Raw genomic sequence first — 24,675 nt, 5'->3', positions numbered from 1 at the left:
CAAACATTCGAGTGACGTGATCTTTCCCTCTCTTGCATTCGGGCTCCCGCGTGCTAGGCTTCTTCGCAAGTTGCAGTTTGGTTTCCCTTGCAGTACAGAGCCTGCGGAGCATGTGACCGCGGGCTCTCGTCGTTCTCAGACGGATGCAGTTGTGCGGAATTGGTCTTCACACTTGCTGGTTCTGGAGCAGGGCAACCCTTTGGGCCCAAGGAGGGCTTATGGCTACCGGAACCGTGAAGTGGTTCAACGCCGAAAAGGGCTTTGGTTTCATCGCCCAGGAAGGCGGCGGCCCCGACGTCTTCGTCCACTACTCCGCGATCAACGCGAGCGGTTTCCGCTCCCTCGAGGAGAACCAGCAGGTGTCCTTCGACGTCACGCAGGGTCCGAAGGGCCCTCAGGCGGAGAACGTCACCCCGGTCTGATCCTCCGATCCGGGAACGACTAGCAGTACCCAAGGAGCCCCGCGCCGTCAGGCGACGGGGCTCCTGCCTTTTCGGCACCCTGCTGAATTCCCGGCGAATTCTTCGCCCACCCGCGGCACCTTCCGCGCGAATTCCGCACCGGGCTCCATCAGCGCATGAATGGGGCACATCACCGCGACCGGGCGGCATTCTCCTCGTCCGGTCCCGCATTCACCCGTCCGGTCCCCGGAATGCGCGCATACGGGTAGGGTCACCGCCCATGACCGCCGCCGACGCCGATCACACAGCCGCCACCCGCGCCTTCTACGACGCCATCGCCGAGGACTACGCCGCCCTGTTCCGTGACCAGCTCGCCGTGCGGCCGCTGGACCGGGCGCTGCTGGCCGGTTTCGCCGAGCTGGTCGGCAAGCACGGCCGGGTGGCCGACCTGGGGTGCGGCCCCGGTGAGGTGACCGCGCACCTCGCCTCCCTCGGACTCTCCGTCTTCGGCCTCGACCTGTCGGAGGGGATGCTCGCGATCGCCCGTCGCGAGCACCCCGGCCTGCGCTTCGAGCGCGGCTCGATGCGGAAGCTGGACCTCCCCGACGGGAGCCTGGAGGGCGTGGTCTCCTGGTACTCCACCATCCACACCCCGCAGGACGAGCTGCCCGCCGTGTACGCCGAGTTCCGCCGGGTCCTGGCGCCCGGGGGCCACCTGCTGCTCGCCTTCCAGTGCGGCGACGAACCCCGCCGCCACGAGCATCCCTGGGGCCACCCGGTCACCCTCGACTTCCGGCGCATGCGCCCGGAACGCGTCGCCGCGCTCCTGGGGGCGGCCGGTTTCACCCTCGTCCAGCAGACGGTGCGGGCGGCCGACACGGACCAGGGCGAGTCGACCCCCCAGGCACTCCTGATCGCCCGCGCGACGCGGTGACCTATCCCCCGTACAGACCCTCCACCTCCTCCGCGAAGTCCCGCAGGATCTCCGCGCGCCGCAGCTTCATCGACGGCGTCAGGTGGCTCGCCTCCTCGGTGAAGTCCACCGGGAGGACGGTGAAGCGGCGGATCGACTCCGGGCGGGAGAGCATCTTGTTGGCCTCGTCGACGGCGCGCCGGAGGACCGCCAGCAGCTCCTCGTCGTCCACCAGCAGTTTCGCGGGGACCGGGTGCTTGCCGTTCATGCGGCGCCAGTGGGTGACGCCGTCGAGGTCGAGGGTGATCAGGGCGGAGACGTACGGGCGGTTGTCGCCCACCACCATGACCTGGGAGATCAGCGGGTGTGAGCGGAGCCAGTTCTCCAGCGGTGCCGGAGCGACGCTCTTGCCGCCCGCGGTGATGATCAGCTCCTTCTTGCGGCCCGTGATGGTCAGATAGCCCTCGTCGTCCAGTTCGCCCAGGTCGCCCGTGGGGAGCCAGCCGTCGGGGGCCGCCGGGACGACCCCGCCCGCCTGCGGGTCCCAGTAGCCGCGCAGCACGTGCTCTCCCCCGAGCAGGATCTCGCCGTCCGCCGCGATCCGGATCCGCGTGCCGGGCAGCGGCCAGCCCACCGTGCCGAGGCGGGGTTTCAGCGGAGGGGTCACCGTCGAGGCGCCCGTGGTCTCCGTCAGGCCGTAGCCCTCGAAGATCTCGATGCCCGCACCGGCGTAGAACGCGGCGAGACGGCGGCCGAGCGGGGAGCCGCCGCAGATGGCGTAGCGGACCCTGCCGCCCATGGCGTTGCGCAGCTTGCGGTAGACGAGCGGGTCGTAGAGGGCGCGCGCCGCCTTCAGGGAGCGGGACGGGCCGGGGCCGGCGCCGGTCTGCCGGGCCTCGAGTGCCTCGCCGTAGCGGCGGGCCACCGACACCGCGCGGTCGAAGGTGGAGAGCCGTCCGCCCGACTCGGCCTTCGCCCGGGCGGTGTTGAAGACCTTCTCCAGCATGTAGGGGATGGCCAGCAGACAGGTGGGCCGGAAGCTCGCCAGGTCCGGCAGCAGGTCCTCGGCCGCCAGGCTCGGCGCGTGTCCGAGGCGCACCCGGGCGCGCACGCAGGCGACGGCGACCATGCGGCCGAAGACGTGGGACATCGGCAGGAAGAGCAGCACGGAGGCCTCTTCGCTGGTCCGGGCCTTGAAGATGGGGTAGAGTAGCTCGATCGCGTTGTCCACCCCCGCGAAGAAGTTGCCGTGGGTGAGGGCGCAGCCCTTGGGGCGGCCGGTCGTGCCCGACGTGTAGACGAGGGTGGCGAGGGTGTCGGGGACCAGCATGCCCCGGCGCACCTCCACCTCGGCGTCCGGGAGGTGTGCTCCCGCCTCCGCCAGGGCGTCGACGTGGCCCTTGTCCATGGTCCACACCCGTCGCAGGTCGGGCAGGTGCGGCAGCTCGGGGCCGAGGGCGGCGGCCTGCGCCGTGGTCTCCGTGATCAGGGCGACCGCGCCGGAGTCGTGCAGGATCCAGCGGGCCTGGAAGACGGACGAGGTGGGGTAGACGGGGACGGTGACCAGTCCGGCCGCCCAGGCGGCGAAGTCGAGGACCGTCCACTCGTAGACGGTGCGGGCCATGACGGCGATCCGGTCGCCCGGCGCCAGGCCCTCGGCGATCAGTCCCTTCGCGACGGCCATGACCTCGGCGGCGAACCCCCGCGCCGAAACGTCACGCCAGCCGCCGTCGGCCGACCTCCGGCTGAGCACCACCGCGTCCGGTGCCGCGCCCGCGTTGTCGAACGGCAGGTCGGCGAGGGATCCGTGCCGCACCGGCTTCGCGAACGGCGGTACGGACGCTTCCCGTACGGCCCCGTCCAGCCGCCGGGTCTCGGGCTCGACGAGGACGGGCGCTCCGTAGACGTCGTCGTCGAGAGCGGTGGAGGAATGCGCGGTGGACACGGGCGGCTCCTGGGGCGTGCAGGGGAACTGCGTGCTGCCACGACGTACGTGCCTCGCACGCCGAGGCGTTCACCGGTGGGTCCCGCGGGGGGCCACCGGTGGGTGCCGGGATCGTACGGGCCGGACGTGGCGGGTCTGTGCGGGGACGGGAAGGGTCCCGGGCCGGGCATGTGCAGTGTCGGGGGTCGCGTGAGGGTCACTCACGTACGTGTCACGGGGCATGCACGGCGTTCACGGCCGTTCACGGCCGTTCCAGGATCGCCGTCACGCCCTGTCGGCCCGCCGCGCAGACGGAGATCAGTCCCCGGCCGGGTGCGTCCCGTTCGGCGAGCAGGGTGGCCAGCGTCGCGACGATGCGGGCGCCCGTCGCGGCGAAGGGGTGGCCGGTGGCCAGGGACGAGCCGGCGACGTTCAGCCGCGCGCGGTCGACGGGCGCCAGACCTCGCTTCTCCCAGGCGGCCAGGGTGGCGAGCACCTGGGAGGCGAACGCCTCGTGGATCTCGACCAGGTCGAAGTCCGCCATGCCAAGACCGGTCCGCTCCAGCATGCGGGGGACCGCGTACGCCGGGGCCATCAGCAGGCCGTCCTCGCCGTCGGCGACGTCACCGCGCACGAAGTCCACGGCGGCACTCTCGTGGGCGGTGAGGTACGCGAGCGGTTCCAGGCCCCGTTCCCGGGCCCACTCCTCGCTCGCCAGCAGCACCAGCGCCGCGCCGTCCGTGAGCGGGGTCGAATTGCCCGCGGTCATGGTCGGACCGGGGTGCTCCAGGCCGAACACCGGTTTCAGCGCGGCGAGTTTCTCCACCGTCGAGCCGGAGCGCAGGTTCTGGTCGCGGGCCAGGCCCCGGAAGGGCACCACCAGGTCCTTCAGCAGGCCGCGTTCGTACGCCGCCGCGAGCCGCTGGTGACTGGCCGCCGCGAGTTCGTCCTGGGCCTCCCGGGTGATGCCCCAGGCACGGGCGGTGACGGCGGCGTGTTCGCCCATGGAGAGGCCGGTGCTCGGCTCGGCGTTGCGCGGGATGTCGGGGACGAGATGGCGGGGGCGTACCTTCGCCAGCGCCCTGAGGCGCGCGGCCGGCGACGTCGCGCGCCGCGCCTGGAGCAGCACCTTGCGCAGGTCGTCGTTGACGCCGAGGGGGGCGTCGCTCGCGGTGTCGGCGCCGCCGGCGATCGCGGCCTCCGTCTGTCCGAGGGCGATCTTGTTGGCGGCGGCGACGACGGCCTGCAGCCCGGTACCGCAGGCCTGCTGGATGTCGTAGGCGGGGGTGCGGGCGTCGAGCGCCGAGCCGAGGACCGTCTCGCGGGCGAGGTTGAAGTCACGGCTGTGCTTGAGGACCGCCCCGGCGACGAACTCCCCGACGGCGCCCGGCCCTTGCAGGCCGTACCGCGCGACGAGACCGTCCAGCGCGGCGGTGAGCATCTCCTGGTTGGAGGCGGTGGCGTACGGGCCGTCGGAGCGGGCGAAGGGGACGCGGGCGCCGCCGACGACCGCGACGCGCCGCACGGCCGTCGGCTTCAGGGTGCTCATCTCGACCTGCTCCTCACGTGCCATAGGATTACCTCCGGTAACCTTACTCCAGAGTAAGCACGGAGGAGCCCTCATGGCCGACCGCTACCTGAGCTTCACCGGCACCGCGCCGGGCCGCTTCCTGACGCGCCGCCTGGGTCTCCCCCGGCCCGCCCCGCTGCGCCGCTGGTCAGCCGCCCGGCCGGAGCTGGACGGCGGTCTGCTCCACCTCACCGCCGGCACGACCGGCCTCGACCTCGCCCCCGTCCTCGCCCGCACCGGACCCGGCCCGGACGGGACCACGGGCCGGACCGCCGCCGTCGTCCTTGACGCGAGCGGGATCCGGGACGTCGCAGGGCTCGCCGAGGTGCACGCGGCCCTGCACCCCGTCGTGCGGTCCGTCGCCGCGAGCGGCCGGATCGTGGTGCTCGGCGCCCCGCTCGACCCCGCCGACCACCATCAGGCCGCCGCACAGCAGGCGTTGGAGGGCTTCACCCGCTCCCTCGGCAAGGAGACCGGCCGCGGCGTCACCGTGAACCTGGTCCGCCTCACCGACGCCCGCGCCGCCGCGTCCACCCTCCGCTTCCTGCTCTCGCCCAGATCGGCCTACGTCAGCGGCCAGGTGATCGGGGTCGGCCCCCACGACGACACCGTCGGCCCGTACGACGCGGACCGCCCCCTCGCCGGGCGCACCGCCCTGGTGACCGGCGCCGCGCGCGGCATCGGCGAGGCGGTCGCCGAGACCCTGGCCCGGGACGGCGCCCACGTGGTCGTCCTCGACGTGCCGCGGGCCGAGCGGGACGCCCGCCGCGTCGCCGAACGGCTCGGCGGCAGCGTGCTCGCCCTCGACATCACCGCCGCCGACGCGGGCGCCCGGATCGCCGAGGCCCTCCCCGACGGCATCGACGTACTCGTCCACAACGCGGGCATCACCCGTGACCGGCGGCTGGCCAACATGCCCGCCGAGCGCTGGGCACCGGTCCTGGAGGTGAACCTGGCGAGCGTGCTGCGCACGACCGACGCGCTGCTCGCCGCGGGCGCCCTGAGGCGCGGGGGCCGGATCGTCGCCACCTCCTCCATCGCGGGCCTCGCCGGGAACGCCGGCCAGACCAACTACGGGGCGAGCAAGGCCGGGGTCACCGGGATGGTCCGCTCCCTCGCCCCGCGCGCGCTCGCCGGGCACGGCGTGACGGTGAACGCGGTCGCACCCGGGTTCATCGAGACCGAGATGACGGCCGCCGTACCGTTGTTCATCCGTGAGGCGGGTCGCCGGATGAACTCCCTCGCCCAGGGCGGACTTCCCGCCGACGTCGCCGAGACCACCGCCTGGCTCGCCCACCCGGCCTCCGGCGCGGTGAACGGCCAGGTCGTCCGGGTCTGCGGCCAGAGCCTGCTGGGGGCGTGAGCGTTCCATGGCCTCCGCACCCGTGCCCACGCGCGAGCTCCCCCGGACTCCCGCCCTCGCACCGCTCCTGGCCCGCGGCGCCCTGCTGTCGCCCTTCAAACGGCCCCGCCCCGACGCCGCTCATCCGCGCACCCGGCTGGTCCTGCCCGGCCTGCGCGTCGATCCCGCCCGGCTCACCGCCTACGAGCGGGTCTGCGGCTTCCCGACCGGCGAGGACGCCCTGCCGGTGACGTATCCGCACGTCCTGGGGTTCCCGCTGGCCATGCGGCTGATGAGCGAGCGGGACTTCCCCCTGCCGCTCCTCGGCCTCGTCCACACGTCGATACGCATCACCCGGCACCGGGCGACCCCGTCCGCCGGTGTCTACGACCTGACGGTGCACATCGACGGGCTGGCCCCGCACCGGCGCGGCACCCAGGCCGCCGTGGTCACGCGGATGCGGGCCGGCGGGGACGTCGTGTGGGAGTCGCGGAGCACCTATCTGGCCCGGCACCGGACAACCACCGCGTCACAGGCCCCGAAGGACGCGGAGGGGAAGCTTCCGCCCCTGCCGGCCGTCGAGGAGTGGCGCCTGGCCGGCGACGTCGGCCGGCGCTACGGCGCCGCGTCCGGCGACCGCAACCCGATCCACCTCCATCCGCTCACCGCCCGGGTCTTCGGCTTCCCCCGCGCCATCGCGCACGGCATGTGGACCGTGGCCCGCTGCCTCGCCGCGCACGGCACCCCCGAGGCGACGGACATACGGGCCGGATTCCGTGCGCCGGTTCTCCTGCCGGGGACGGTGACCTACGCGGCCCGGGGCGGGCGCTTCGAGCTGCGCGGCCCCGGCGACCGGGTTCACCTGACCGGTGAGGTCCGCCCGGTCTGAGCCTCGCCGGCGCCGACGCCGGCCTCGTCGTCGGGCGGCGTCCAGTGGCGGCCCTCCATCAGGTTGCCCAGTCCCGCCCAGGCGAAGTTCATCAGGGTGGCCGCCGACTGCCGGGCCGTGACGCCGGGCGTGGCGTTGGCCCAGTCGGCCAGCGCCTCGGCGGCCCCGACCAGGGCCTCCGCGAGGCCGGACACCTCACGCTCGGGCAGATCCGGGTCCCGGTGGGCCTCGCGGGCGGCCTCGAGGATCAGCTGCGTCACGAACGCCACGATCTCCGTGCGCATCGCGGCCACCTCGGCGGCGAACACCTCGCCGTGCGTGCGCGCCTGGAGGTGCAGGACGGCCCAGCCGTCGGGGTGCCGGGCGGTGTGCGTGAAGAACGCCGCCAGCCCCGACCAGAGCTGGCGGTCGGCGGGCAGGCCCGGCCGGGCGCCGGCGCGGACCGCCTCGGTGAGGGCCTTCGCCTCCCGCCGGATGCAGGCGGTGAAGAGGTCCTCCTTGGAGTTGAGGTACAGGTACACCAACGGCTTGGACACGCCCGCCAGTTCGGCGATCTCGTCCATCGACGCGGCCATGTACCCCCGTTGACCGAAGGTCCGTACGGCGGCGTCCAGCATCTGCTGTTCACGGACCGCACGCGGCATCCGCTTCGTCTTCACGGCACCCATACGGCTTAGCGTACGGGCCCGCTCCGCATGCTCCGCCCGCCCTCGGACACACCACCGCCCGCGGCGCCTTACAGGGGCGGCGCGGGCGGCGTCCGGACGGCGGCTCAGGCGGCGACGGGCACCTGCCGGGGCTCGTCGACCGGGGAGGCGTGGACGGTGTCGTACGCGTCCCGGTCGAGCAGCCCTTCACGCGCGGAGACGACGACCGGGATCAGGGCCTGCCCGGCGACGTTGGTCGCGGTGCGGATCATGTCCAGGATCGGGTCGATGGCCAGGAGCAGGCCCACGCCCTCCATCGGCAGGCCGAGGGTGGACAGGGTGAGGGTCAGCATGACGGTCGCGCCGGTGAGGCCGGCCGTGGCGGCGGAGCCCACGACCGAGACGAAGGCGATCAGCAGGTAGTCCCCGACGCCGAGCTGGATGTCGAAGATCTGGGCGACGAAGATCGCGGCGATGGCCGGGTAGATCGCGGCGCAGCCGTCCATCTTCGTCGTCGCGCCGAACGGGACGGCGAAGCTCGCGTACTCCTTCGGCACGCCGAGGCGCTCGGTGACCTTCTGGGTGAGCGGCATGGTGCCGACGGAGGAGCGGGAGACGAAGGCCAGCTGGATCGCGGGCCAGGCCCCCTTGAAGAACTGCACGGGGTTGACCTTGGCGACGGTCGCCAGCAGCGCCGGGTAGACGCCGAAGAGGACGAGGAGGCAGCCGACGTAGATGTCGGCGGTGAAGGTGGCGTACTTGCCGATCAGGTCCCAGCCGTAGGTGGCGATGGCGTTGCCGATGAGGCCGACGGTGCCGAGCGGGGCCAGGCGGATGACCCACCACAGGGCCTTCTGGAGGAGTTCGAGGACGGACTCGCTCAGGGTGAGGATCGGCTGGGCCCTCTCGCCGAGCTGCAGGGCGGCGACACCGGCGACGGCGGCCATGAAGACGATCTGCAGGACGTTCAGCTCGGTGAACGGCGTGATGACGTCGGTCGGCACGATGCCGGTGAGGAAGTCGATCCAGGAGCCGGTCTTCTCCGGTTCGGCGCCGTCCGCCGGGGTGAGGCCGGTGCCCGCGCCGGGGTTGGTGACCAGGCCGATGACCAGGCCGATCGCCACCGCGATCAGCGACGTGATCATGAACCAGAGGAGGGTCCGCGAGGCCAGCCGGGCCGCGTTGTTGACCTTCCGCAGGTTGGTGATGGAGACGAGGATCGCGAAGAAGACGAGCGGGGCGACGGCGAGCTTCAGCAGGCCGATGAAGGTGCCACCGACCTTCTCCAGGGTGGTGACCAGCCAGGAGAGGTCCTGGCTTCGGGCCAGCCAGCCGAGCAGGACGCCCAGGACGAGGCCGGCGAGTATCTGGGCCCAGAAGGGCGCGCGCAGGGGCAGCTTGGACTGCGTGTTCGTGGACACGGACATGCTCCGTTGTGATCCGTCTGTGGGGACGCGTGAGGAAGGGTGACGTGGGACTCGGGTGGCGCGCGGCGTCAGGGACGACAGTTCGCGGAGGTGACCCGGCAGAGGTCCACGTGCAGGCGCGCCACGAGCGGAACACTCCGGGGCGTGGGGAACACGGCTGCTGACTTCACCCGAAGACCGTAACACCTGAACTTTGAGATCCTCAAAGCCTTGCTTTGAGAGGCTCCGGAGCAGATCCATCCATACAACGCAAAGCGCCCCGGTTTCCTGGGGTTTCGGAAACCGGGGCGCTCGAAGCGCGGTGCGCGGGTGTGACGGACGTTACGAGGTCTGCCCCTGCGCCTGCCCCTGCGAACGGGCGGCGTCGTCGCCCGTGTCCTCCATGGTGCGGTTGGCCTCGAGGTTGGCCTTGACCCGGTCCACGCGCCGCACGATCCGCTCGGAGGCCCGGTCCCGCTCCTTGCGCAGGACCACGAAGCTGATCGGGGCCGAGAGCACCAGCGCGAGCAGCACGACCCACAGGCCGTTGGAGTCGCCCAGACCACGCGGGGCGAGGCCGGAGTAGACGAGACCCCAGACGACCACGAGGCAGCCCACGAAGATCCCGAGGCGCATCAGCGTGTAGCGGAGCATCTCATCCACTCTTCCATGCGTACGGTCAGAACACCCCAAAGGGACAACGTCCAGTGAAGCACGGCCGATGGAGGATCTTTCAGCGGGGTACGGCGGCTCAGGTCAGCGGCAGCAGCAGGAGGACGTCGTCCCGGTCGTCGCCGGGGGCCACGCGGATCGCGCCCGGGATCCGGCCGACCTCCTTGTAGCCGCAGGAGGCGTAGAAGCGCTCCAGCCCGAGTCCGCCGCGACAGGAGAGCCGTATCGCCTCGATGCCGTCGAGGGTGCGGGCCGCCCGCTCGGCGGCGGCCATCAGGTCACGGCCGTAGCCCTTGCCCTGGTGGCGCGGGTGGACCATCACCGTGTAGAGCCAGAGCCAGTGGGTCATCAGGTGGTGGGTGTTGAACGTGAGGAACGCCGTCGCGGCCACCCGGCCGTCCTCGTCGTGCCCGACGAGCAGTCGTGAGCGCTCCTCCGCCATCGACACGAACTGCCGCACCAGTGCGGGACGGATCTCGTCCCGCGTCGCCGGCGGCACGAAGCCGACCGCCCCGCCCGCGTTGGTGACGTCGGTCCACAGGTCGAGGATGCCGTCGCGCAGGTCGGGGGTGACGACGGGATCGAACGTAAAGGTAAGGGGCATGTGGCCATGCTATCCCTTACCCCAGGGTGTCCGCGGCTGTTCTCAGGTCGGCCACCAGCCCCCGGTACGCGGCCTCCCGGTCGTCCGCCCGCAGCACCGCGGAGGGATGGACCGTGGGCACCAGCCGCTCGGGGCGCCCGTGGATCTCCTCCTCCAGCACCGTGCCGCGCACCTGCGTGACCCGGAACGAGGAGCCGAGCAGCGCCTTCCCGGCGGTCGCGCCGAGCACGACGATCAGTTCCGGCTCGACGACGGCGAGTTCGGCGGCGAGCCACGGCGCGCAGGCGGTCGTCTCCCGCAGGGAGGGCGCCTTGTGGATGCGGCGCTTGCGGGGCTCGGCCCGCGTGAACTTGAAGTGCTTGACCGCGTTGGTGACGTAAACCTCGCCGGGGTCGACACCCGCCTCGGCCAGCGCCCGGTCGAGCAGCTTCCCGGCGGGCCCGACGAACGGCTTGCCCTGCCGGTCCTCCTGGTCACCGGGCTGCTCCCCGACGAGCATGACGCGGGCGTCGGTGCTCCCGGCGCCGAAGACGGTCTGCGTGGCGTCGCGGTGCAGGGGACAGCCCCGGCAGTCGGCGGCCGCCCTGCGCAGGGCGGGGAGGCCGCCGCGGGAGGGGACGAAGGGTTCGGCGGTGTAGGCGTCCTCTGGGGCACGGCTGGTCACCATGGGGCACGGGTACCCATCGTGCGGCTTCGGCCTCGTGCCGGTCGCGGCCACGCGGCGGAGCCGCACATCCGGCGACCGCGCCGCGGTGCGGCCGGGCACGGCGAGCGAGCCGAACGCCGCAGCGGGAGCAAGGGCGGCACCCGGCATGCCGGAGAACCGACCGGAGATCCCCATGGCTCCCGGCGGCTCACCTCGCCGGGACGGGCTTTCACCGCGGACGGACGGGTGGCTCACGGGCGGCGCGTCACGTGTGGCCGGGGAAGTCCTGTCCGGTCGTGGGCGCGAGCAGCCGGTGTGTGGCATCCTCCGCGAAGTCGGACACGGTCGTCAGTTCGTCACCCTGGTCGATCCTGCGGATGCACGCGTCGACCACGGCCTGGAGCACGGCGACGGTCAGCTCCGGCTGCGGACGGCCCAGTTCGCGCACGACCCGGGCGAGCGCCTCGCGCAGTGAGGTGTGCAGGCTCCTCACTCGTTCCCGCGCCGACGGGGAGAGCGAGCCGCGTGAGAGCGCGGCACGCCAGCCGTGGGTGCCGCGAGCGGCCTGTTCGAGATTGGCCCTGACATAGGCGGCGGCCTGGGCTTCGGGCGTCGTCTCGGCCGCGATGGCCTGCTCCACGGCTTGGGTCCAGGCGGGGAACTCCCGGGAGACCACGAGTTCGAGCAGGTCATCGATGGAGTCGAAGTAGCGGTAGATGCTGTTGCGGGCGATGCCGGCCCGCGCGGCGACCGCGCCCGCGGTGAGGGCCTCGACGCCGCCCTCGTCCAGGAGGGCCTCTGCCGCGTCGATCAGCCGGGCGAGCCGCTGGGCCCGGTGCTCCCGGACACTGCCGGCTTCGATCTTGGGCATGGTCTCCGCTTCGCCTCCGGGTGCCGCACCGTCCCGCGCCAATCTACCCCCGAGCCGGGCCGCGGTGGGGGGTCGTGTTAGCTTGGCGAATCTTAGAGACACCCTGTCCCTAACATTCCGTCCCACGCTTCCGGCCGAAGGCTCCTCGATGCAACCGATGAATCTCCGTCTGCTCCGACTCCTCCTCGGATCGAGGAAACGCGCCGCCGTGGTGGTGGCGTTCTGGGTACTGATCGCGGGGCTCCTTGCCGGGGTCGCCCCGGCTCTGGAGTCCGTCCAGGACAACGCCTCCGCCAACTTGCCGCCCGCCGCCTCGGATTCCATGAGGGCCCGCGACCTCGTCCGCGACCGGCTTCCGGGCCAGGACGCGACACCGGCCGTCATCGTGGTGCGCGGTGAGGGTGCCGACGCCGCCCGGAGCGCCGGGCGGGCCGTGGCCCGTATCACCGCGGCCCTCTCGGGAACCGGCCGGCCCGGCCAGGTCGCCGGCGTGGTCTCCACGGTGACCGCTCCCGACGCCGCGGGCGGACTCGTCTCGCGGGACCGCGGCGCCCAGCTGGTCATCGTGCCCATGACGGGAAGCCCCTCGGACGAGTCCTTCCAGCACGCCGTCGACGAGGTGCGGGCCCTCGCCGCCGAGCGGGCCGGGCCGACCGAGGTCGCCGTGACCGGTCCCGCCGGGATCGCCACCGACACGGTGAAGGTCTTCAGCGGTGGTGACAAGGTCCTGCTGCTGGCCACCATCGCGCTCGTGCTGGCCATCCTCCTGGCCATCTACCGCTCGCCCCTGATGGCGCTCGTGCCGCTCCTCGCCGTCGGCGTGGCGATGCGGGTGTCGGAAACAACCGGCGCGCTCCTCGCGGACGCCGGGATCATCACGGTCAGTTCCCAGACCGCCTCGATCATGACCGTGCTGCTGTTCGGCGTGGGCACCGACTACGCACTGATCATCACCGCCCGCTACCGCGAGGCCCTGACCGGGGAACCGGACCGCGCACGCGCCATGCGGACCGCGGTGCACCGGACCGCCGAGTCGGTGCTCGCGAGCGCCTCCACCATCGTGCTCGCCATGTTCGCCCTGCTCGTGGCCGCCTCCCCCGCGCTGCACGGCTTCGGGCCGTACCTGGCCCTGGGGGTGGCCGTCATGGCGCTGGTGGCGTTCACCTTCATCCCCGCCCTGGTCCTCCTGCTGGGCGCAAGCGTCTTCTGGCCCGGAGGCGTGGACAAGGCCGCCGAACGCAGTCGCGGCGCGGGCATCTGGCATCGCGTCGCCGCTGTCGTCGCCAGGGCCCCGGTGCGGATCGCCTCGGCCGTCGTCGTGCTGCTCGTGGTGATGAGCGCGGGGCTGCTCGGCTACCAGGAGAGCTTCAACACCCTCAGCGGTTTCCGTGCCGCCACCGAGTCGGAGCGCGGACAGCACCTCGTCCAGGAGGAGTTCGGGCCCGGCGAGATCGCGCCCAGCACCGTCGTCGTCCGTTCTCCGGACGACCTCCGCGCCGGCCCCGCACCCGCCGGGATCGCCGCCGCGCTCACCCACGCCGACGATGTCAGCCGGGTCGGAGATCCCCGCTTCGGTGAGGACGGCAGGACCGTCTTCTACGACGTCGTCCTCGATCTCGACCCGTACGGTTCCGAGGCGCTCGACACGATCGAACCGCTCAAGCAGGTCACGCGAGCCGCGGCCGACGCGGCCGGGGTGCGGGACGCCACGGTGCTCATCGCAGGGGAGACGGCGCAGAACGCCGACATCCGCTCCGCCCTCGGCCGCGACACGGCCCTCATCGTGCTCCTGGTCCTGATCGTGGTCACAGCGGTCCTCGTGCTCCTGCTGCGCTCGCTGCTCGCACCGGTCTACCTGGCCGCGACCCTCGTCCTGTCGTTCCTGGCGACTCTGGGCGCCACCACGTTCTTCACGGTGACCGTCCTCGGCGACGAAGGCATCGGCAACCGGGTCACCGCATACATCTTCGTCTTCCTCGTCGCGCTCGGCGTCGACTACAACATCTTCATCATGAGCCGCTTCAAGCAGGAACTGCGCACCCTGCCCCCGGCCGGAGCCATCGGCGCGGCCCTCACCCGCACCGGCGGCGTCGTCTCCTCCGCGGGTCTCATCCTCGCCGCGACCTTCGCCGTCCTGATGACCCAGCCGATCCGCGAACTGTTCCAGTTCGGCTTCGCCATGGCCTTCGGCATCCTGCTGGACACCTTCCTCATCCGGCCGCTCCTGGTCCCCGCCGTCGTCCGCCTGCTCGGCGACCACGCCCTGTGGCCCACCCGCCCGGGCACCCCGGGGACGCCTTCCGCACCCACCGTCGCCCCTGCCGTGCGGACCACCGCCATGAGCACCGGCACTGGCGCCGGCGGTACGTAACCACCGGACGCTTCCCGGGGTGGGGGGAACCTGTCCGACCACCATCCGGTGACCGGCTTCGCCGGCTGAGGGGAAGGCGAAGGGGCCTCCGCCCCTTCGCCCCCCTTCACACCCGCATCGGCTGGGGGGACTCCCGGCGCGCCGGGTCCGGGCCGTCGTACTCGCGGATGATCTCGTACCGCGTGTTGCGCTCCACCGGCCGGAAGCCGGCGTCCCGGATCAGGTCCAGCAGATCCTCACGCGTCAGCTTGTTCGGCGTGCCGAAGTCGTCCGCGTCATGCGTGATCTTGTACTCGACGACCGACCCGTCCATGTCGTCCGCGCCGTGCTGGAGGGCGAGCTGCGCCGTCTGCACGCCGTGCATCACCCAGAAGACCTTGACGTGCGGCACGTTGTCGAACAGCAGCCGGGAGACGGCGAACGTCTTCAGCGCCTCCGCCCCCGTCGCCATCTGCGTCCGCGCCTGGAGCCGGTTGCGGATCTTGCCGTCCTTCATGTCCACGAAGTCGTGCTGGTAGCGCAGCGGGATGAAGACCTGGAAGCCGCCGGTCTCGTCCTGCAGCTCACGCAGCCGCAGCACGTGGTCCACGCGGTGGCGGGGCTCCTCGATGTGCCCGTACAGCATGGTGCACGGGGTCTTGAGCCCCTTCTCGTGCGCCAGGCGGTGGATGCGCGACCAGTCCTCCCAGTGGGTGCGGTGGTCGACGATGTGCTGCCGCACCTCCCAGTCGAAGATCTCCGCACCGCCGCCGGTCAGGGACTCCAGGCCCGCGTCGATGAGCTCGTCGAGGATCTCGGAGGCGGACAGCCCCGAGATGGTCTCGAAGTGGTGGATCTCGGTGGCCGTGAACGCCTTGAGCGAGACGTCCGGCAGCGCGGCCTTCAGCTCTCGCAGCGAGCGCGGGTAGTAGCGCCACGGCAGGTTCGGGTGCAGCCCGTTGACGATGTGCAGCTCGGTCAGGTTCTCCGACTCCATCGCCGTGGCGAGCTTCACCGCCTCCTCGATGCGCATCGTGTACGCGTCCTTCTCCCCCGGCTTGCGCTGGAAGGAGCAGTACGCGCAGGAGGCGGTGCACACGTTCGTCATGTTGAGGTGGCGGTTGACGTTGAAGTGCACGACGTCGCCGTTCAGCCGCGTGCGCACCTCGTGCGCCAGTCCGCCCAGCCACGCCAGGTCGTCCGACTCGTACAGCGCGATGCCGTCCTCACGGGTGAGGCGTTCGCCCGCCCCGACCTTCTCCTCCAGCTCGCGCTTGAGCCCGACGTCCATGCCGTTCCCTCTTTCCCTCGACCTCTCCAGGCGGACCCCGTCAACCGTACGCCCCGGTCAGCCGACCTCTTCGGGCAGCTCACCGACGCGGTTCTCCCACTTCGTGGAGAGCACGATCGTGGTGCGGGTCCGGGAGACGCCCTTGGTGCCGGAGAGCCGGCGGATGATCTTCTCCAGGCCGTCCACGTCGGTCGCCCGCACCTTGAGCATGAACGAGTCGTCGCCGGCGATGAACCAGCAGTCCTCGATCTCCGTGAGGTCCTTCAGCCGCTGCGCCACGTCCTCGTGGTCGGCGGCGTCGGAGAGCGAGATGCCGATCAGGGCGGTGACGCCGAGGCCGAGCGAGGCGGCGTCCACGGTGGCGCGGTAGCCGGTGATGACACCGGCCGCCTCCAGCCGGTTGATGCGGTCGGTGACGCTGGGTCCCGACAGGCCGACGAGGCGCCCCAGCTCCGCGTAGGAGGCCCGGCCGTTCTCTCTGAGGGCCTGGATGAGCTGCCTGTCCACCGCGTCCATGCGAATCGAAGCCTTCCCCTGAAGAGGTGCGAGAGTGTCTGAAAAGGGTGGTGCCGTGTCGTGTCCGACGATGTGGCGGCCCGCTCAGTCGGTACGGGAGCCGCCGCCGAGTTCGCCCTTCCAGCGGCGGTAGAGCCGGTGCTCGACGCCCGCCGCGTCGAGTACGCGCCCGGCGACGAAGTCCACCAGGTCCTGGATGTGCGTCGCGCCCGCGTAGAAGGCCGGTGAGGCGGGCACCACGATCGCGCCCGCGTCGTCCAGCGTGACCAGGTGCCGCAGCGTCTGGCCGTTCAGCGGGGTCTCCCGCACGGCCACCACCAGCGTGCGTCCCTCCTTCAGTGTCACGCTCGCCGCCCGCTGCAACAGGTCCTTGGACAGCCCGAGCGCCACCCCGGCCACACAGGCCGTGGAGGCGGGCACGATCAGCATGCCCTTGCTCGGATACGACCCCGAGGACGGCCCGGCCGCGAGGTCACCGGCGGCCCAGTACCGTACGTCGTCGAGGTCGGCGGTGAAGGTGTCCGGCTTTCCGTCCGCCCCACGGGACAGCCATTGCCGCAGGTCGTCCTGCCAGTGGGCGTCACGGAAGGCGATCTGGGTCTCGTCCAGGAGGGTGAGCCGCGAGGCCCGGCTGACGACGAGGTCGACGCTCTCTCCGGCGGCGAGCAGCGCACGCAGCACCGAGGCGGCGTACGGGGTGCCGGAGGCCCCGGAGACCCCCACGATCCAAGGCGTACGCCGCGTGTCTCCTGGCTTGACTGGGTTCACGACACCGAGCCTATCCGGAGTCACAGGGCGGGAACCGGCCAAGGGGGGCCGGGCGTTCTCAGAGGACAGAACGGGCCGACGGCGGGGGTGGACGATGTCGGGCACGCACCCCGAGTGGTCGTGGGGCGACCGGGCGGTGACCGCGGGCAAGCTGATGGCGGGCTGGGTGGCGCTGCTGTGGCTGCTCGAAGTGATCGACGTGGCCACCGGCCATGCCCTGGACGCCTTGGGCATCGTGCCGCGCGTCCCCTCCGAGCTGGCCGACGTCCTGCCGGCCGCCTTCGTGCACTTCGGCTTCGCCCACGTGGCCGCCAACACCGTGCCGTTGCTGGTGCTCGGCTTCCTGGCGGCGCTCGGCGGCATACGCAGGTTCCTCGCCGTGTGCGCGCTGATCGTCGTCGCCGACGGTCTGGGTGTGTGGCTCCTGTCCCCGGCGCACACCAACACCGCGGGCGCCTCCGGCCTGATCTTCGGCCTCTTCGGTTTCCTGCTGGTCAGCGGCTTCGTCGAGCGCCGTCCGCTCGGCGTCCTGGCCGGTGTGCTGGTGGCCGCCGTCTGGGGCGGCTCGATCCTGGCGGGCCTCGCCCCCACACAGTCGGGCGTCAGCTGGCAGGGCCATCTGATCGGCCTGGCGGCAGGCGTGGCGGCGGCGTTCGTCCTCCGTCGCCGCCCCGCGCCCCGGGAGCTGCCGCTGTAGCGCTACGGCGTGAGCCCCCGCACCAGCAGGTCCAGCAGCGCGCACACGAACAGGGCGATGCCGATGAAGCCGTTGACGCTGAAGAACGCCCTGTTCAGGCGGGAGAGGTCGGTCGGGCGGACGATGGTGTGCTCGTAGACGAAGGCCGCGGCGACGATCAGCAGCCCCACCCAGAAGAAGGCACCGGCGTCGGTGAGGAGGCCGTACCAGACGAAGAGGGCCGTGGTCACGGCGTGGCAGACGCGGGCGCCCCACACGGCGGCGGGGATGCCGAAGCGGGCCGGGACCGACTTCACGCCGATCTCGCGGTCGGTGTCGACGTCCTGGCAGGCGTAGATCAGGTCGAAGCCGCCGATCCAGATGCCGACCGCCAGTCCGAGGACCACCGCCTCCCACGACCACGCTCCGGTGACGGCCAGCCAGCCGCCGACCGGGCCCATGGCCTGGGCGAGACCGAGGATGGCCTGCGGGAAGTCGGTGAACCGCTTGCCGTACGGGTACACCACCATCGGGATCACGGCGACGGGCGCGAGGGCGAGGCAGAGCGGGTTGAGCAGGGCCGCCGCGCCCAGGAAGACGACGAGGGCGATCAGGGCGCCGGTCCAGGCGTGCCTGACCGACATCGCTCCGGTGACCAGTTCGCGGTGCGCGGTGCGCGGATTGCGGGCGTCGATCTCGCGGTCGATGATCCGGTTGGCGGCCATCGCGAAGGTCCGCAGGCCGACCATGGCGAGGGTGACCAGCAGCAGCCGGCCCCAGTGGATGTTCGCGTCCCACTCGTACATCGCGGTGAGCGCGGCGATGTAGGCGAAGGGCAGCGCGAACACCGAGTGCTCGATCATGACGAGGCGCAGGAACGCCCTGGTGCGTCCCGGCCGCGACGCCGGGCCGGAATCCACGATCCCGTCGGCGGTGGTCATCATGCGAGGCTCCCGAGGAACGTGTCGAGGTCGGCGAGCAGGGCGGGGACGGGCAGCGGGCCCGTCTCCACGGTCAGCGGCGTGCCGGCCTCGTCGGGCGGGGTGACGTGGGCGGTGAAGGCGCAGGTGCCGGCACCGGCCGGGCGGGCCTCCAGCCGCAGCACCGAACCGCCGTCGACCGTGAACGGCGCGTCCGCGGCGGCGAGGCCGTCGCGCAGCCGCCGCGCGAGGTCGGCGGGTTCCGCGTCACGCACGCCGGGCAGTTCGAAGCCGTCGCCGTCGCCGCCCCGCTCGAAGAGCACCGCCCAGGTGTCACCGGGGCCGGCGAGCTCCTCGGGCGTGATCCCCGCCTCCTCGGCGGCCCGGCGGACCCCCTCGTCGGCCGGGTCGAGTTCGGGGCGCACGAGGGCCACGTAGTCGGTGTCGGTCCCGATGAAGAGCGCCGGGCCACCGGCGGCGAGGGGACTCACAGTCCGTACTCCTTCCAGCGGCGGTCGACCTTCGCCGCCGTCCCGGGGTCGGACTCCACCATGTCGGGCCAGCCCCCGTCGCGCGTGTACCCCTCCTCGGGCCACTTCCTCGTCGCGTCGATGCCCGCCTTGCCACCCCAGAACTGCTGGTACGAGGCGTGGTCGAGATGGTCGACGGGCCCTTCGACGACCGTGAGGTCACGGGAGTAGTCGGTGTTGCCGAGGGCGCGCCAGGAGACCTCGTGCAGGTCGTGGACGTCGCAGTCGGAGTCGACGACCACGATCAGCTTGGTCAACGACATCATGTGGGCGCCCCAGATGGCGTGCATCACCTTCTGGGCGTGTTTGGGGTACTTCTTGTCGATCGAGACGATCGCGCAGTTGTGGAAGCCGCCGGACTCGGGGAGGTGGTAGTCCACGATGTCCGGCACGATGATCTTCAGCAGCGGCAGGAAGAAGCGCTCGGTCGCGCGTCCCAGCGGCCCGTCCTCGGTCGGCGGCCGCCCCACGACGATCGACTGGAGCAGGGGGCGCTTCCGCATCGTCACGCAGTCGATCCGCAGGGCGGGGAAGGGCTCCTGCGGGGTGTAGAAGCCGGTGTGGTCGCCGAACGGCCCCTCGGGCAGCATGTCGCCGGGCTCCAGCCAGCCCTCGATCACGACCTCTGCCTGCGCCGGGACCTGCAGCGGCACCGTCCTGCAGTCGACCATCTCGATCCGCTTGCCCTGCACGAACCCGGCGAACAGGTACTCGTCGATGTCCCCGGGCAGCGGCGCGGTGGACGCGTACGTCACCGCCGGCGGGCAGCCGAAGGCGATGGCGACCGGCAGCCGCTCGCCGCGCCGGGCGGCCACCTGGTAGTGGTTCCGGCTGTCCTTGTGGATCTGCCAGTGCATGCCGATGGTGCGCTTGTCGTGGCGCTGGAGCCGGTACAGGCCCAGGTTCCGGATGCCCGTCTCCGGGTCCTTGGTGTGGGTCAGCCCCAGGTTGAAGAAGGAGCCGCCGTCCTTGGGCCAGGTGAACAGCGCCGGGAGCTGTTCGAGGTCCACGTCGTCGCCGGTGAGCACCACCTCGTGCACGGGCGCGTCCTGGGACTTCACCTTCTTCGGCGGTACGTGCGTCATCGCGCCGAGCTTCCCGAACGCCTCGCGCACACCGACGAAGCCCTGCGGCAGCTCCGGCCGGAGCAGTCCGCCGATCTTGCCGGAGATGTCCGCGTACGACTTCAGCCCGAGCGCCTTGAGCAGCCGGCGGTCGGTGCCGTACACGTTCATCGCGAGGGGCATGCCGGAGCCGCGCACGTTCTCGAAGAGCAGCGCGGGACCGCCGGCCTTGTTCACCCGGTCGACGATCTCACCGACCTCCAGGTAGGGGTCGACTTCGGCCTTGATGCGCTTGAGGTCGCCCTCGCGCTCCAGCGCCCTGAGCAGGGAGCGAAGATCGTCGTAAGCCATGCGGTCAAGTATCCCCGAGCGGTTACGCTGGCCCTGTACCACCCACCGCTTTCGCTGGAGAGGCCCCATGCTGCGGGTGCTGATGTTCCTCGTGCCACTGGCACTGAGCGTGTACGCGTTCATCGACTGCATCAGCACGAAGGACGAGGACATCCGCCACATCCCCAAGCCGCTGTGGGCGATCCTCGTCCTGCTGTTCCCCCTGGTCGGCTCGATCTCATGGCTGATCGCCGGCAAGAAGCGGCACCCCGCGGGCGGCGCCGTCGGCTCCGCCTGGAGCCGCGGCGGCGGCCGGCAGCAGTGGGTGGCGCCGGACGACAACCCCGATTTCCTGAAGTCGCTGGACGACGACAAGGACAAGGACGACAAGCCGGGGGACGGCGACCGCGGCGGGCCCGCCTGACCGTCCCCGGGCGCGTCAGCTCCTGGTCCAGCTCTGGGACGCCGTCCCCTCGCACGCCCGCACCATGATCTGGTTGCTCGGCCGGGAGTGCTCCAGACACCTGCCGGTGCTGGTGAGGACCACGGTGCCGCCCGAACCGAGACGCCACACCTGAGCGGTGTCCGCGCCGCAGGTCGCACTGTGCATCGACCCGTAGGCGGACAGGCAGTTGCCGGACGCCCGGTGCACGATCCGGTAGGTGCCGGACGAGACGCTCCGCAGGCTCCAATCGGCCGCCCCTGAGGTGCAGTCGCCCGCGGAGACGTAGCCGTAGCCGGCTCCCCCGGTTGCCGTGAGGCACCGTCCGCTCCACCCGTTGCGCAGGGCGAAGCCGCTCGTCGACGGGGCCTCGGTCACCGTGCCCGCGTCCGTGCCCGTGTCCGTGTCCTGCGCGGAGTCGTCCCCGCCGCCGGCGCCGTCCGAACCGTCGTCCTTCGCGCCTCCGCCGTCCGTGTCCGAGCCGGCGCCCTTCGCCCCGGCCGCGGGCGGCGACTGCGGCGAGCCGGACGTGGGCGGCTCCTCCGTCTCCTTCGAGGAGGACGCGGGGGCCGACGGCTTCGCGGACCCGCCGGCGGACCCCGGGGCGGCCGCGCCGGCGGAGACCGTGACCGACGCGGCGGGGGTGGGGCCCGCTCCGTCGCCGGCGTCGAACGTGTAGGGCAGGAGCGTGAAGGCGAGGGTGGCGCCCGTCGTGACGACGACGGGGACGACCACGGGGATCAGCCGTGTCCGGCGGCCCCGCTTCTCGCCCCCCTGGTCCGGCGACGGCTCGGACCCCTCGGGCGCCTCCGGTTCCTCCGCCGGGGGCGGCACGACCGGCGTCCGCTTCGCGAAGGCGGCCCGTCCGGTGAGCAGCGCGGTGACCGCCTCCGGCCACAGGGGCGGGGTGAACGGACCGTGCCGGCCGGCACGGTCGGCCAGTTCGGCGGCGGTGGGCCGGCCCTCGTGGTCCTTGTCCAGGCAGGCGGCGACGACCTCGGCGAGTTCGGGGTCCAGGGCCCGTACGGCGTCGAGGTCGGGCTCCTCGTGCACGATGCGGTACAGCACGCCGTGCCCGGACTCGTCACCGAAGGGCGGCCGGCCGCTCGCCGCGTACGCGAGGACCGAGCCGAGCGCGAAGACGTCGACGGCCCCGGTCGACCTGCGGGCCCCCGAGGCCTGTTCCGGGGACATGTAGGCGGGAGTGCCCACCACCATGCCGGTGCGGGTGAGCTGGCTCTGCTCGGCGGCGCGGGCCACGCCGAAGTCGATGAGGGTGAGGCCGTCGAGGGTGAGCATGACATTGGACGGCTTGATGTCCCGGTGCACCATGTCCAGCGCGTGCACCGCGGCGAGCCCGGCGGCGGCCTCGCGCAACAGCAGCCACAGGGCGTCGGCGGGCAGCGGCCCCCCATGGGCCTCGAGAGCCTCGCGCAGGGTGAGGCCGGGGACGTAGGCGGTGGCGAACCACGGGGGCCTGGCGGTGCGGTCGCCGGCGAGCAGCGGGGCGGTGGCGTCCTCGGGTAAGCGCGCCAGGTTGTCCAGCTCGTGTCCGAAGCGGCGCAGGAAGTCCTTGTCCTCGGCGACGACGGACGGCAGCAGCTGCTTGACCGCCGCGTACCGCCCCTCGTGCACGCCGAGATAGACGCGGCCCATGCCGCCGGCCCCGAGCCGTCCGACGAGCGGGATCGGTCCGATCCGCCGCGGGTCCTCGTCCTCCAGCGGCTCGGCGCCGCTTCCGCCCAGCTCGATCACGCCTGCCCCGTTGTCGTGTTCTGTCGTCGCGTCACCGGTGGCGTCCCGCCCGTTCCCCCCGCGACGGGCGGGACGCACGTCGGCACGGATCAGTCTGGAGCAGCGCGGGCTAGAATTGGAAGGAGATTCTAGAAATTCACTCCAGAAATCCGGGAAGGTACAGCCACCCTGCGATGAGCCCGAAGCAGCACCGTGGTGAGGTGACCGCCGAACAGCTCCTCGACGCGGCGCTGCGTGTCTACGGGGAGTCGGGCGGGCAGGGCCTCACCGTCAACGCGGTGACCGGCGCGAGTGGCGTCAGTCCGGGCAGCCTCTACCACCATTTCGGCAGCATGGACGGCCTGGTGACCGCCCTGCTGACGCGCTGGCTGGAACGGCTGCTGGCCGAGATGGTCACGGCCCTGGAACGGTCGGACTCGGCCCGCACCGGCATCCGGTCCCTCGTGCGGACGTACCTGGCCTTCATCCGGGACCACCGCGACGCGGGCCTCCTCCTGCACTCCTCCCGCGCGGACGAGCTGGGGATGCACCGGGCGAAGCAGCTCCGTGACGCCCAGGAGGCCCGCCTGACACCGCTGTCCGCGTGGGTGCGCCGGCACGTCGAGTCGGGCGAGGTCGCACCCCTGCCACCGTCCGTGCTGGAGTCCCTGATCCTCGGCCCGGTCATCGGCGTCAGCCGCCGCTGGCTGACCCTCGGCGACGTCGACCTCGACGAGGCGGCGGACGTCCTCCCGGACCGGATCTGGCGGTCGGTGAGCGCGCGACCGCGGTGAGCCCGGAGCCGGGCCCACCCGCTCCGCTCAGCGCAGGCGGGAGGACGACAGGATCGACAGGAGGTGGGCCGGGACCATCACCCAGGTGATGACGGCGAGCGCGGCCAGGGCCCAGCGGGTCGGTTCGACGCCGCCGGTGACCGCGTCGGCGACGGCCGCGACGAGGAGGACCAGGGACGCCTCGATGCCGTTGGTCACCCGGTGGATCTTGAAGGCGGCCGCGATGCGGCGGACCGTCGCCACGCCCTGTGAACGCGGGCGGGTCGACTCGTCGTCGGCGACCAGCAGGCCGCGGCGGGCGCGGGCCACGTCCACCAGGTCGGTGGATGCCTTGAGCAGGACGACACCGAGGGCGGTGGCGATGCCGACCGACAGCCAGCCGCCGACGCCCGACTCGGCGGCGCGGTAGCCGGCGCCCGCCATGAGCGCCGCGTCCGCGAGATAGGCGCCGAGCCGGTCGACGTAGATGCCGGCCGCGCTGTTCTGGCTCTTCCAGCGGGCGACCTCGCCGTCCACGCAGTCGAAGAGCAGGAACAGCTGCATGAGGATCACGGCGAGGATCGCGCCGGTCGGGCCGGGAATCATCAGCGCTGCGCCGGAGGCCACTCCGCACACCACCATGGTCCAGGTCAGCTGGTCCGGCGTGACCGGGGTGCGCACCAGGTGGCGGGTGGTGCGCAGGGAGATCCTCCGCATGTAGAGCCGGCCGGCCCAGTGCTCGCCGTTGCGGCTCTCCATCTTGGCCTGCGGCTGGCAGACCTCCCGCAGCTCCTCCAGTACCGGAGCACCCATGTCTGTTCCTCCCAGGCCCAACTGCCGTCCGCGCGGCGGTGATCGGGTCAGCGTACAGAGGCGGTGCGGCGCACCCGGCGCGGGCCGTGGTCGGGGCACACTGGCCGCATGGAGTCGATCGATCCGGTGACCGCCCGTGCCTGGCTCGCCACCGCTGTGGAGGAGGCCCGCGCCGGTCTCGCCGAGGGCGGCGTTCCCGTCGGCGCCGCGCTGTACGGCGCCGACGGGACCCTGCTCGGCCGAGGCCGCAACCGACGCGTCCAGGACGGCGATCCGTCGGCGCACGCGGAGACCGCCGCCTTCCGCGCGGCGGGACGGCAGCGGTCGTACCGCGGGACGACGATGGTGACGACCCTGTCCCCGTGCTGGTACTGCTCGGGCCTGGTCCGGCAGTTCGGCATCTCCCGGGTGGTGATCGGCGAGGCGGCCACCTTCCACGGCGGCCACGACTGGCTGGCCGGGCACGGGGTGGAGATCGTGCTGCTGGACGATCCGGAGTGCACCGCGATGATGCGCGCGTTCACCGCCCGTCACCCACAGCTGTGGAGCGAGGACATCGGCCGGTGAACGCGCGGGGCCGGTG

General features: G+C 72.1%; 26 protein-coding genes. 9 read left to right on the top strand and 17 right to left on the bottom strand.

Annotated features, from left to right (window positions below; genetic code table 11):
* Positions 1-218 precede the first annotated feature (218 nt).
* A complete protein-coding gene (locus BU52_RS05810; RefSeq protein WP_003992177.1) occupies positions 219-422 on the top strand; it encodes a cold-shock protein in 204 nt (67 codons plus the stop codon).
* 259 nt (positions 423-681) lie between these two features.
* On the top strand, positions 682-1,335 hold the full coding sequence (locus BU52_RS05805; RefSeq protein ID WP_037929242.1) for a class I SAM-dependent DNA methyltransferase: 654 nt from the start codon (positions 682-684) through the stop codon (positions 1,333-1,335).
* A 1-nt stretch (position 1,336) separates the two neighbouring features.
* On the opposite strand, the gene BU52_RS05800 is transcribed toward BU52_RS05805, so the two are convergent.
* Together BU52_RS05800 and BU52_RS05795 are read right to left on the bottom strand one after the other, a co-directional pair.
* Positions 1,337-3,259 (bottom strand): AMP-dependent synthetase/ligase, encoded by a 1,923-nt coding sequence (locus BU52_RS05800; RefSeq protein ID WP_037929239.1) that lies wholly within the window; start codon positions 3,257-3,259, stop codon positions 1,337-1,339.
* A 241-nt stretch (positions 3,260-3,500) separates the two neighbouring features.
* Complete coding sequence (locus BU52_RS05795; protein WP_037929713.1) at positions 3,501-4,787, bottom strand: acetyl-CoA C-acetyltransferase; 1,287 nt, start codon at positions 4,785-4,787, stop codon at positions 3,501-3,503.
* Between the two features lie 73 nt (positions 4,788-4,860).
* Between BU52_RS05795 and BU52_RS05790 the strand changes: the two genes are divergently transcribed.
* Both BU52_RS05790 and BU52_RS05785 read left to right on the top strand, forming a co-directional pair.
* The gene (locus BU52_RS05790; RefSeq protein ID WP_037929236.1) at positions 4,861-6,171 is read left to right on the top strand and encodes a 3-oxoacyl-ACP reductase; all 1,311 of its coding nucleotides are present in this window, start codon (positions 4,861-4,863) and stop codon (positions 6,169-6,171) included.
* Between the two features lie 7 nt (positions 6,172-6,178).
* Positions 6,179-7,039, top strand: coding sequence for a MaoC family dehydratase (locus tag BU52_RS05785; RefSeq protein ID WP_037929234.1), 861 nt, complete (start codon positions 6,179-6,181; stop codon positions 7,037-7,039).
* Here the strand turns inward: BU52_RS05785 and BU52_RS05780 are convergent.
* The 7 genes from BU52_RS05780 to BU52_RS05755 form a co-directional block, all read right to left on the bottom strand.
* Positions 7,009-7,707, bottom strand: a complete 699-nt coding sequence (locus tag BU52_RS05780; protein WP_037929232.1) for a TetR/AcrR family transcriptional regulator — start codon at positions 7,705-7,707, stop codon at positions 7,009-7,011. The genes BU52_RS05785 and BU52_RS05780 overlap by 31 nt on opposite strands.
* Positions 7,708-7,811: 104 nt before the next feature.
* Complete coding sequence (locus BU52_RS05775; RefSeq protein ID WP_037929230.1) at positions 7,812-9,113, bottom strand: dicarboxylate/amino acid:cation symporter; 1,302 nt, start codon at positions 9,111-9,113, stop codon at positions 7,812-7,814.
* A gap of 68 nt (positions 9,114-9,181) precedes the next feature.
* Positions 9,182-9,268 carry a putative leader peptide gene (locus tag BU52_RS36960; RefSeq protein ID WP_327148552.1) on the bottom strand — a complete coding sequence of 29 codons (87 nt, stop codon included), beginning with the start codon at positions 9,266-9,268 and terminating at the stop codon, positions 9,182-9,184.
* Positions 9,269-9,434: 166 nt separating this feature from the next.
* Positions 9,435-9,746, bottom strand: a complete 312-nt coding sequence (locus tag BU52_RS05770) for a DUF4229 domain-containing protein (protein ID WP_037929228.1) — start codon at positions 9,744-9,746, stop codon at positions 9,435-9,437.
* A gap of 97 nt (positions 9,747-9,843) precedes the next feature.
* Positions 9,844-10,368: a GNAT family N-acetyltransferase gene (locus BU52_RS05765; RefSeq protein ID WP_037929225.1), complete on the bottom strand. Its 525-nt coding sequence runs from the start codon at positions 10,366-10,368 to the stop codon at positions 9,844-9,846.
* A gap of 16 nt (positions 10,369-10,384) precedes the next feature.
* The gene (locus tag BU52_RS05760; protein ID WP_107061095.1) at positions 10,385-11,035 is read right to left on the bottom strand and encodes a UdgX family uracil-DNA binding protein; all 651 of its coding nucleotides are present in this window, start codon (positions 11,033-11,035) and stop codon (positions 10,385-10,387) included.
* 244 nt (positions 11,036-11,279) lie between these two features.
* The gene (locus BU52_RS05755) at positions 11,280-11,885 is read right to left on the bottom strand and encodes a TetR/AcrR family transcriptional regulator (RefSeq protein WP_037929223.1); all 606 of its coding nucleotides are present in this window, start codon (positions 11,883-11,885) and stop codon (positions 11,280-11,282) included.
* A gap of 157 nt (positions 11,886-12,042) precedes the next feature.
* On the opposite strand from BU52_RS05755, the gene BU52_RS05750 reads away from it, so the two are divergent.
* Positions 12,043-14,256, top strand: coding sequence for an MMPL family transporter (locus BU52_RS05750; protein ID WP_051857991.1), 2,214 nt, complete (start codon positions 12,043-12,045; stop codon positions 14,254-14,256).
* Positions 14,257-14,362: 106 nt separating this feature from the next.
* Here BU52_RS05750 and mqnE read toward each other — a convergent pair whose 3' ends face one another.
* From mqnE to BU52_RS05735, 3 genes are all read right to left on the bottom strand, one after another.
* Entirely contained in the window at positions 14,363-15,526 is a 1,164-nt protein-coding gene (gene mqnE, locus BU52_RS05745) for an aminofutalosine synthase MqnE (RefSeq protein WP_037929222.1), read from the bottom strand.
* Between the two features lie 57 nt (positions 15,527-15,583).
* A complete protein-coding gene (locus BU52_RS05740) occupies positions 15,584-16,042 on the bottom strand; it encodes an Lrp/AsnC family transcriptional regulator (RefSeq protein ID WP_037929219.1) in 459 nt (152 codons plus the stop codon).
* Between the two features lie 84 nt (positions 16,043-16,126).
* The gene (locus BU52_RS05735; protein WP_037929217.1) at positions 16,127-16,765 is read right to left on the bottom strand and encodes a UbiX family flavin prenyltransferase; all 639 of its coding nucleotides are present in this window, start codon (positions 16,763-16,765) and stop codon (positions 16,127-16,129) included.
* 139 nt (positions 16,766-16,904) lie between these two features.
* On the opposite strand from BU52_RS05735, the gene BU52_RS05730 reads away from it, so the two are divergent.
* Complete coding sequence (locus BU52_RS05730) at positions 16,905-17,507, top strand: rhomboid family intramembrane serine protease (RefSeq protein WP_037929216.1); 603 nt, start codon at positions 16,905-16,907, stop codon at positions 17,505-17,507.
* Between the two features lie 2 nt (positions 17,508-17,509).
* Here BU52_RS05730 and mqnP read toward each other — a convergent pair whose 3' ends face one another.
* From mqnP to BU52_RS05715, 3 genes are read right to left on the bottom strand one after another with little or no spacing between them, the layout of a single operon-like run.
* A complete protein-coding gene (gene mqnP, locus BU52_RS05725; protein ID WP_200881156.1) occupies positions 17,510-18,430 on the bottom strand; it encodes a menaquinone biosynthesis prenyltransferase MqnP in 921 nt (306 codons plus the stop codon).
* On the bottom strand, positions 18,427-18,897 hold the full coding sequence (locus BU52_RS05720) for a hypothetical protein (protein ID WP_037929212.1): 471 nt from the start codon (positions 18,895-18,897) through the stop codon (positions 18,427-18,429). The genes mqnP and BU52_RS05720 overlap by 4 nt, the downstream gene beginning before the upstream one ends.
* Positions 18,894-20,351 carry a menaquinone biosynthesis decarboxylase gene (locus BU52_RS05715; protein WP_037929209.1) on the bottom strand — a complete coding sequence of 486 codons (1,458 nt, stop codon included), beginning with the start codon at positions 20,349-20,351 and terminating at the stop codon, positions 18,894-18,896. The genes BU52_RS05720 and BU52_RS05715 overlap by 4 nt, the downstream gene beginning before the upstream one ends.
* A 67-nt stretch (positions 20,352-20,418) precedes the next feature.
* On the opposite strand from BU52_RS05715, the gene BU52_RS05710 reads away from it, so the two are divergent.
* Positions 20,419-20,754 carry a PLD nuclease N-terminal domain-containing protein gene (locus BU52_RS05710; RefSeq protein ID WP_037929207.1) on the top strand — a complete coding sequence of 112 codons (336 nt, stop codon included), beginning with the start codon at positions 20,419-20,421 and terminating at the stop codon, positions 20,752-20,754.
* 15 nt (positions 20,755-20,769) lie between these two features.
* On the opposite strand, the gene BU52_RS05705 is transcribed toward BU52_RS05710, so the two are convergent.
* On the bottom strand, positions 20,770-22,527 hold the full coding sequence (locus BU52_RS05705; protein WP_037929204.1) for a serine/threonine-protein kinase: 1,758 nt from the start codon (positions 22,525-22,527) through the stop codon (positions 20,770-20,772).
* Positions 22,528-22,700: 173 nt separating this feature from the next.
* Here BU52_RS05705 and BU52_RS05700 point away from each other — a divergent pair, with 173 nt between their 5' ends.
* Positions 22,701-23,300, top strand: coding sequence for a TetR/AcrR family transcriptional regulator (locus BU52_RS05700; protein ID WP_037929198.1), 600 nt, complete (start codon positions 22,701-22,703; stop codon positions 23,298-23,300).
* A 27-nt stretch (positions 23,301-23,327) separates the two neighbouring features.
* On the opposite strand, the gene BU52_RS05695 is transcribed toward BU52_RS05700, so the two are convergent.
* Positions 23,328-24,092 (bottom strand): CDP-alcohol phosphatidyltransferase family protein, encoded by a 765-nt coding sequence (locus tag BU52_RS05695; protein ID WP_037929192.1) that lies wholly within the window; start codon positions 24,090-24,092, stop codon positions 23,328-23,330.
* Positions 24,093-24,200: 108 nt separating this feature from the next.
* Between BU52_RS05695 and BU52_RS05690 the strand changes: the two genes are divergently transcribed.
* Complete coding sequence (locus BU52_RS05690; RefSeq protein ID WP_037929189.1) at positions 24,201-24,659, top strand: nucleoside deaminase; 459 nt, start codon at positions 24,201-24,203, stop codon at positions 24,657-24,659.
* The last annotated feature ends 16 nt before the right edge of the window (positions 24,660-24,675 follow it).

This window comes from Streptomyces toyocaensis, assembly GCF_000725125.1.
Lineage (GTDB): Bacteria > Actinomycetota > Actinomycetes > Streptomycetales > Streptomycetaceae > Streptomyces > Streptomyces toyocaensis.
The sequence above is the reverse complement of the archived record's forward strand: the minus strand, read 5'-3'. Positions and strand labels throughout refer to the sequence as shown.

Bases quoted from the DNA above. Each gene is read 5' to 3' on its own strand.
- BU52_RS05780 (WP_037929232.1), bottom strand. From the start codon at position 7,707: ATGGGTGCCGTGAAGACGAAGCGGATGCCGCGTGCGGTCCGTGAACAG.
- BU52_RS05810 (WP_003992177.1), top strand. From the start codon at position 219: ATGGCTACCGGAACCGTGAAGTGGTTCAACGCCGAAAAGGGCTTTGGT.
- BU52_RS05690 (WP_037929189.1), top strand. From the start codon at position 24,201: ATGGAGTCGATCGATCCGGTGACCGCCCGTGCCTGGCTCGCCACCGCT.
- mqnP (WP_200881156.1), bottom strand. From the start codon at position 18,430: ATGATGACCACCGCCGACGGGATCGTGGATTCCGGCCCGGCGTCGCGG.
- BU52_RS05750 (WP_051857991.1), top strand. From the start codon at position 12,043: ATGAATCTCCGTCTGCTCCGACTCCTCCTCGGATCGAGGAAACGCGCC.
- BU52_RS05775 (WP_037929230.1), bottom strand. From the start codon at position 9,113: ATGTCCGTGTCCACGAACACGCAGTCCAAGCTGCCCCTGCGCGCGCCC.
- BU52_RS05700 (WP_037929198.1), top strand. From the start codon at position 22,701: ATGAGCCCGAAGCAGCACCGTGGTGAGGTGACCGCCGAACAGCTCCTC.
- BU52_RS05760 (WP_107061095.1), bottom strand. From the start codon at position 11,035: ATGGTGACCAGCCGTGCCCCAGAGGACGCCTACACCGCCGAACCCTTC.
- BU52_RS05770 (WP_037929228.1), bottom strand. From the start codon at position 9,746: ATGCTCCGCTACACGCTGATGCGCCTCGGGATCTTCGTGGGCTGCCTC.
- BU52_RS05795 (WP_037929713.1), bottom strand. From the start codon at position 4,787: ATGAGCACCCTGAAGCCGACGGCCGTGCGGCGCGTCGCGGTCGTCGGC.
- BU52_RS05790 (WP_037929236.1), top strand. From the start codon at position 4,861: ATGGCCGACCGCTACCTGAGCTTCACCGGCACCGCGCCGGGCCGCTTC.
- BU52_RS05765 (WP_037929225.1), bottom strand. From the start codon at position 10,368: ATGCCCCTTACCTTTACGTTCGATCCCGTCGTCACCCCCGACCTGCGC.
- BU52_RS05695 (WP_037929192.1), bottom strand. From the start codon at position 24,092: ATGGGTGCTCCGGTACTGGAGGAGCTGCGGGAGGTCTGCCAGCCGCAG.
- BU52_RS05740 (WP_037929219.1), bottom strand. From the start codon at position 16,042: ATGGACGCGGTGGACAGGCAGCTCATCCAGGCCCTCAGAGAGAACGGC.
- BU52_RS05715 (WP_037929209.1), bottom strand. From the start codon at position 20,351: ATGGCTTACGACGATCTTCGCTCCCTGCTCAGGGCGCTGGAGCGCGAG.
- BU52_RS05755 (WP_037929223.1), bottom strand. From the start codon at position 11,885: ATGCCCAAGATCGAAGCCGGCAGTGTCCGGGAGCACCGGGCCCAGCGG.
- mqnE (WP_037929222.1), bottom strand. From the start codon at position 15,526: ATGGACGTCGGGCTCAAGCGCGAGCTGGAGGAGAAGGTCGGGGCGGGC.
- BU52_RS05730 (WP_037929216.1), top strand. From the start codon at position 16,905: ATGTCGGGCACGCACCCCGAGTGGTCGTGGGGCGACCGGGCGGTGACC.
- BU52_RS05785 (WP_037929234.1), top strand. From the start codon at position 6,179: ATGGCCTCCGCACCCGTGCCCACGCGCGAGCTCCCCCGGACTCCCGCC.
- BU52_RS05805 (WP_037929242.1), top strand. From the start codon at position 682: ATGACCGCCGCCGACGCCGATCACACAGCCGCCACCCGCGCCTTCTAC.
- BU52_RS05710 (WP_037929207.1), top strand. From the start codon at position 20,419: ATGCTGCGGGTGCTGATGTTCCTCGTGCCACTGGCACTGAGCGTGTAC.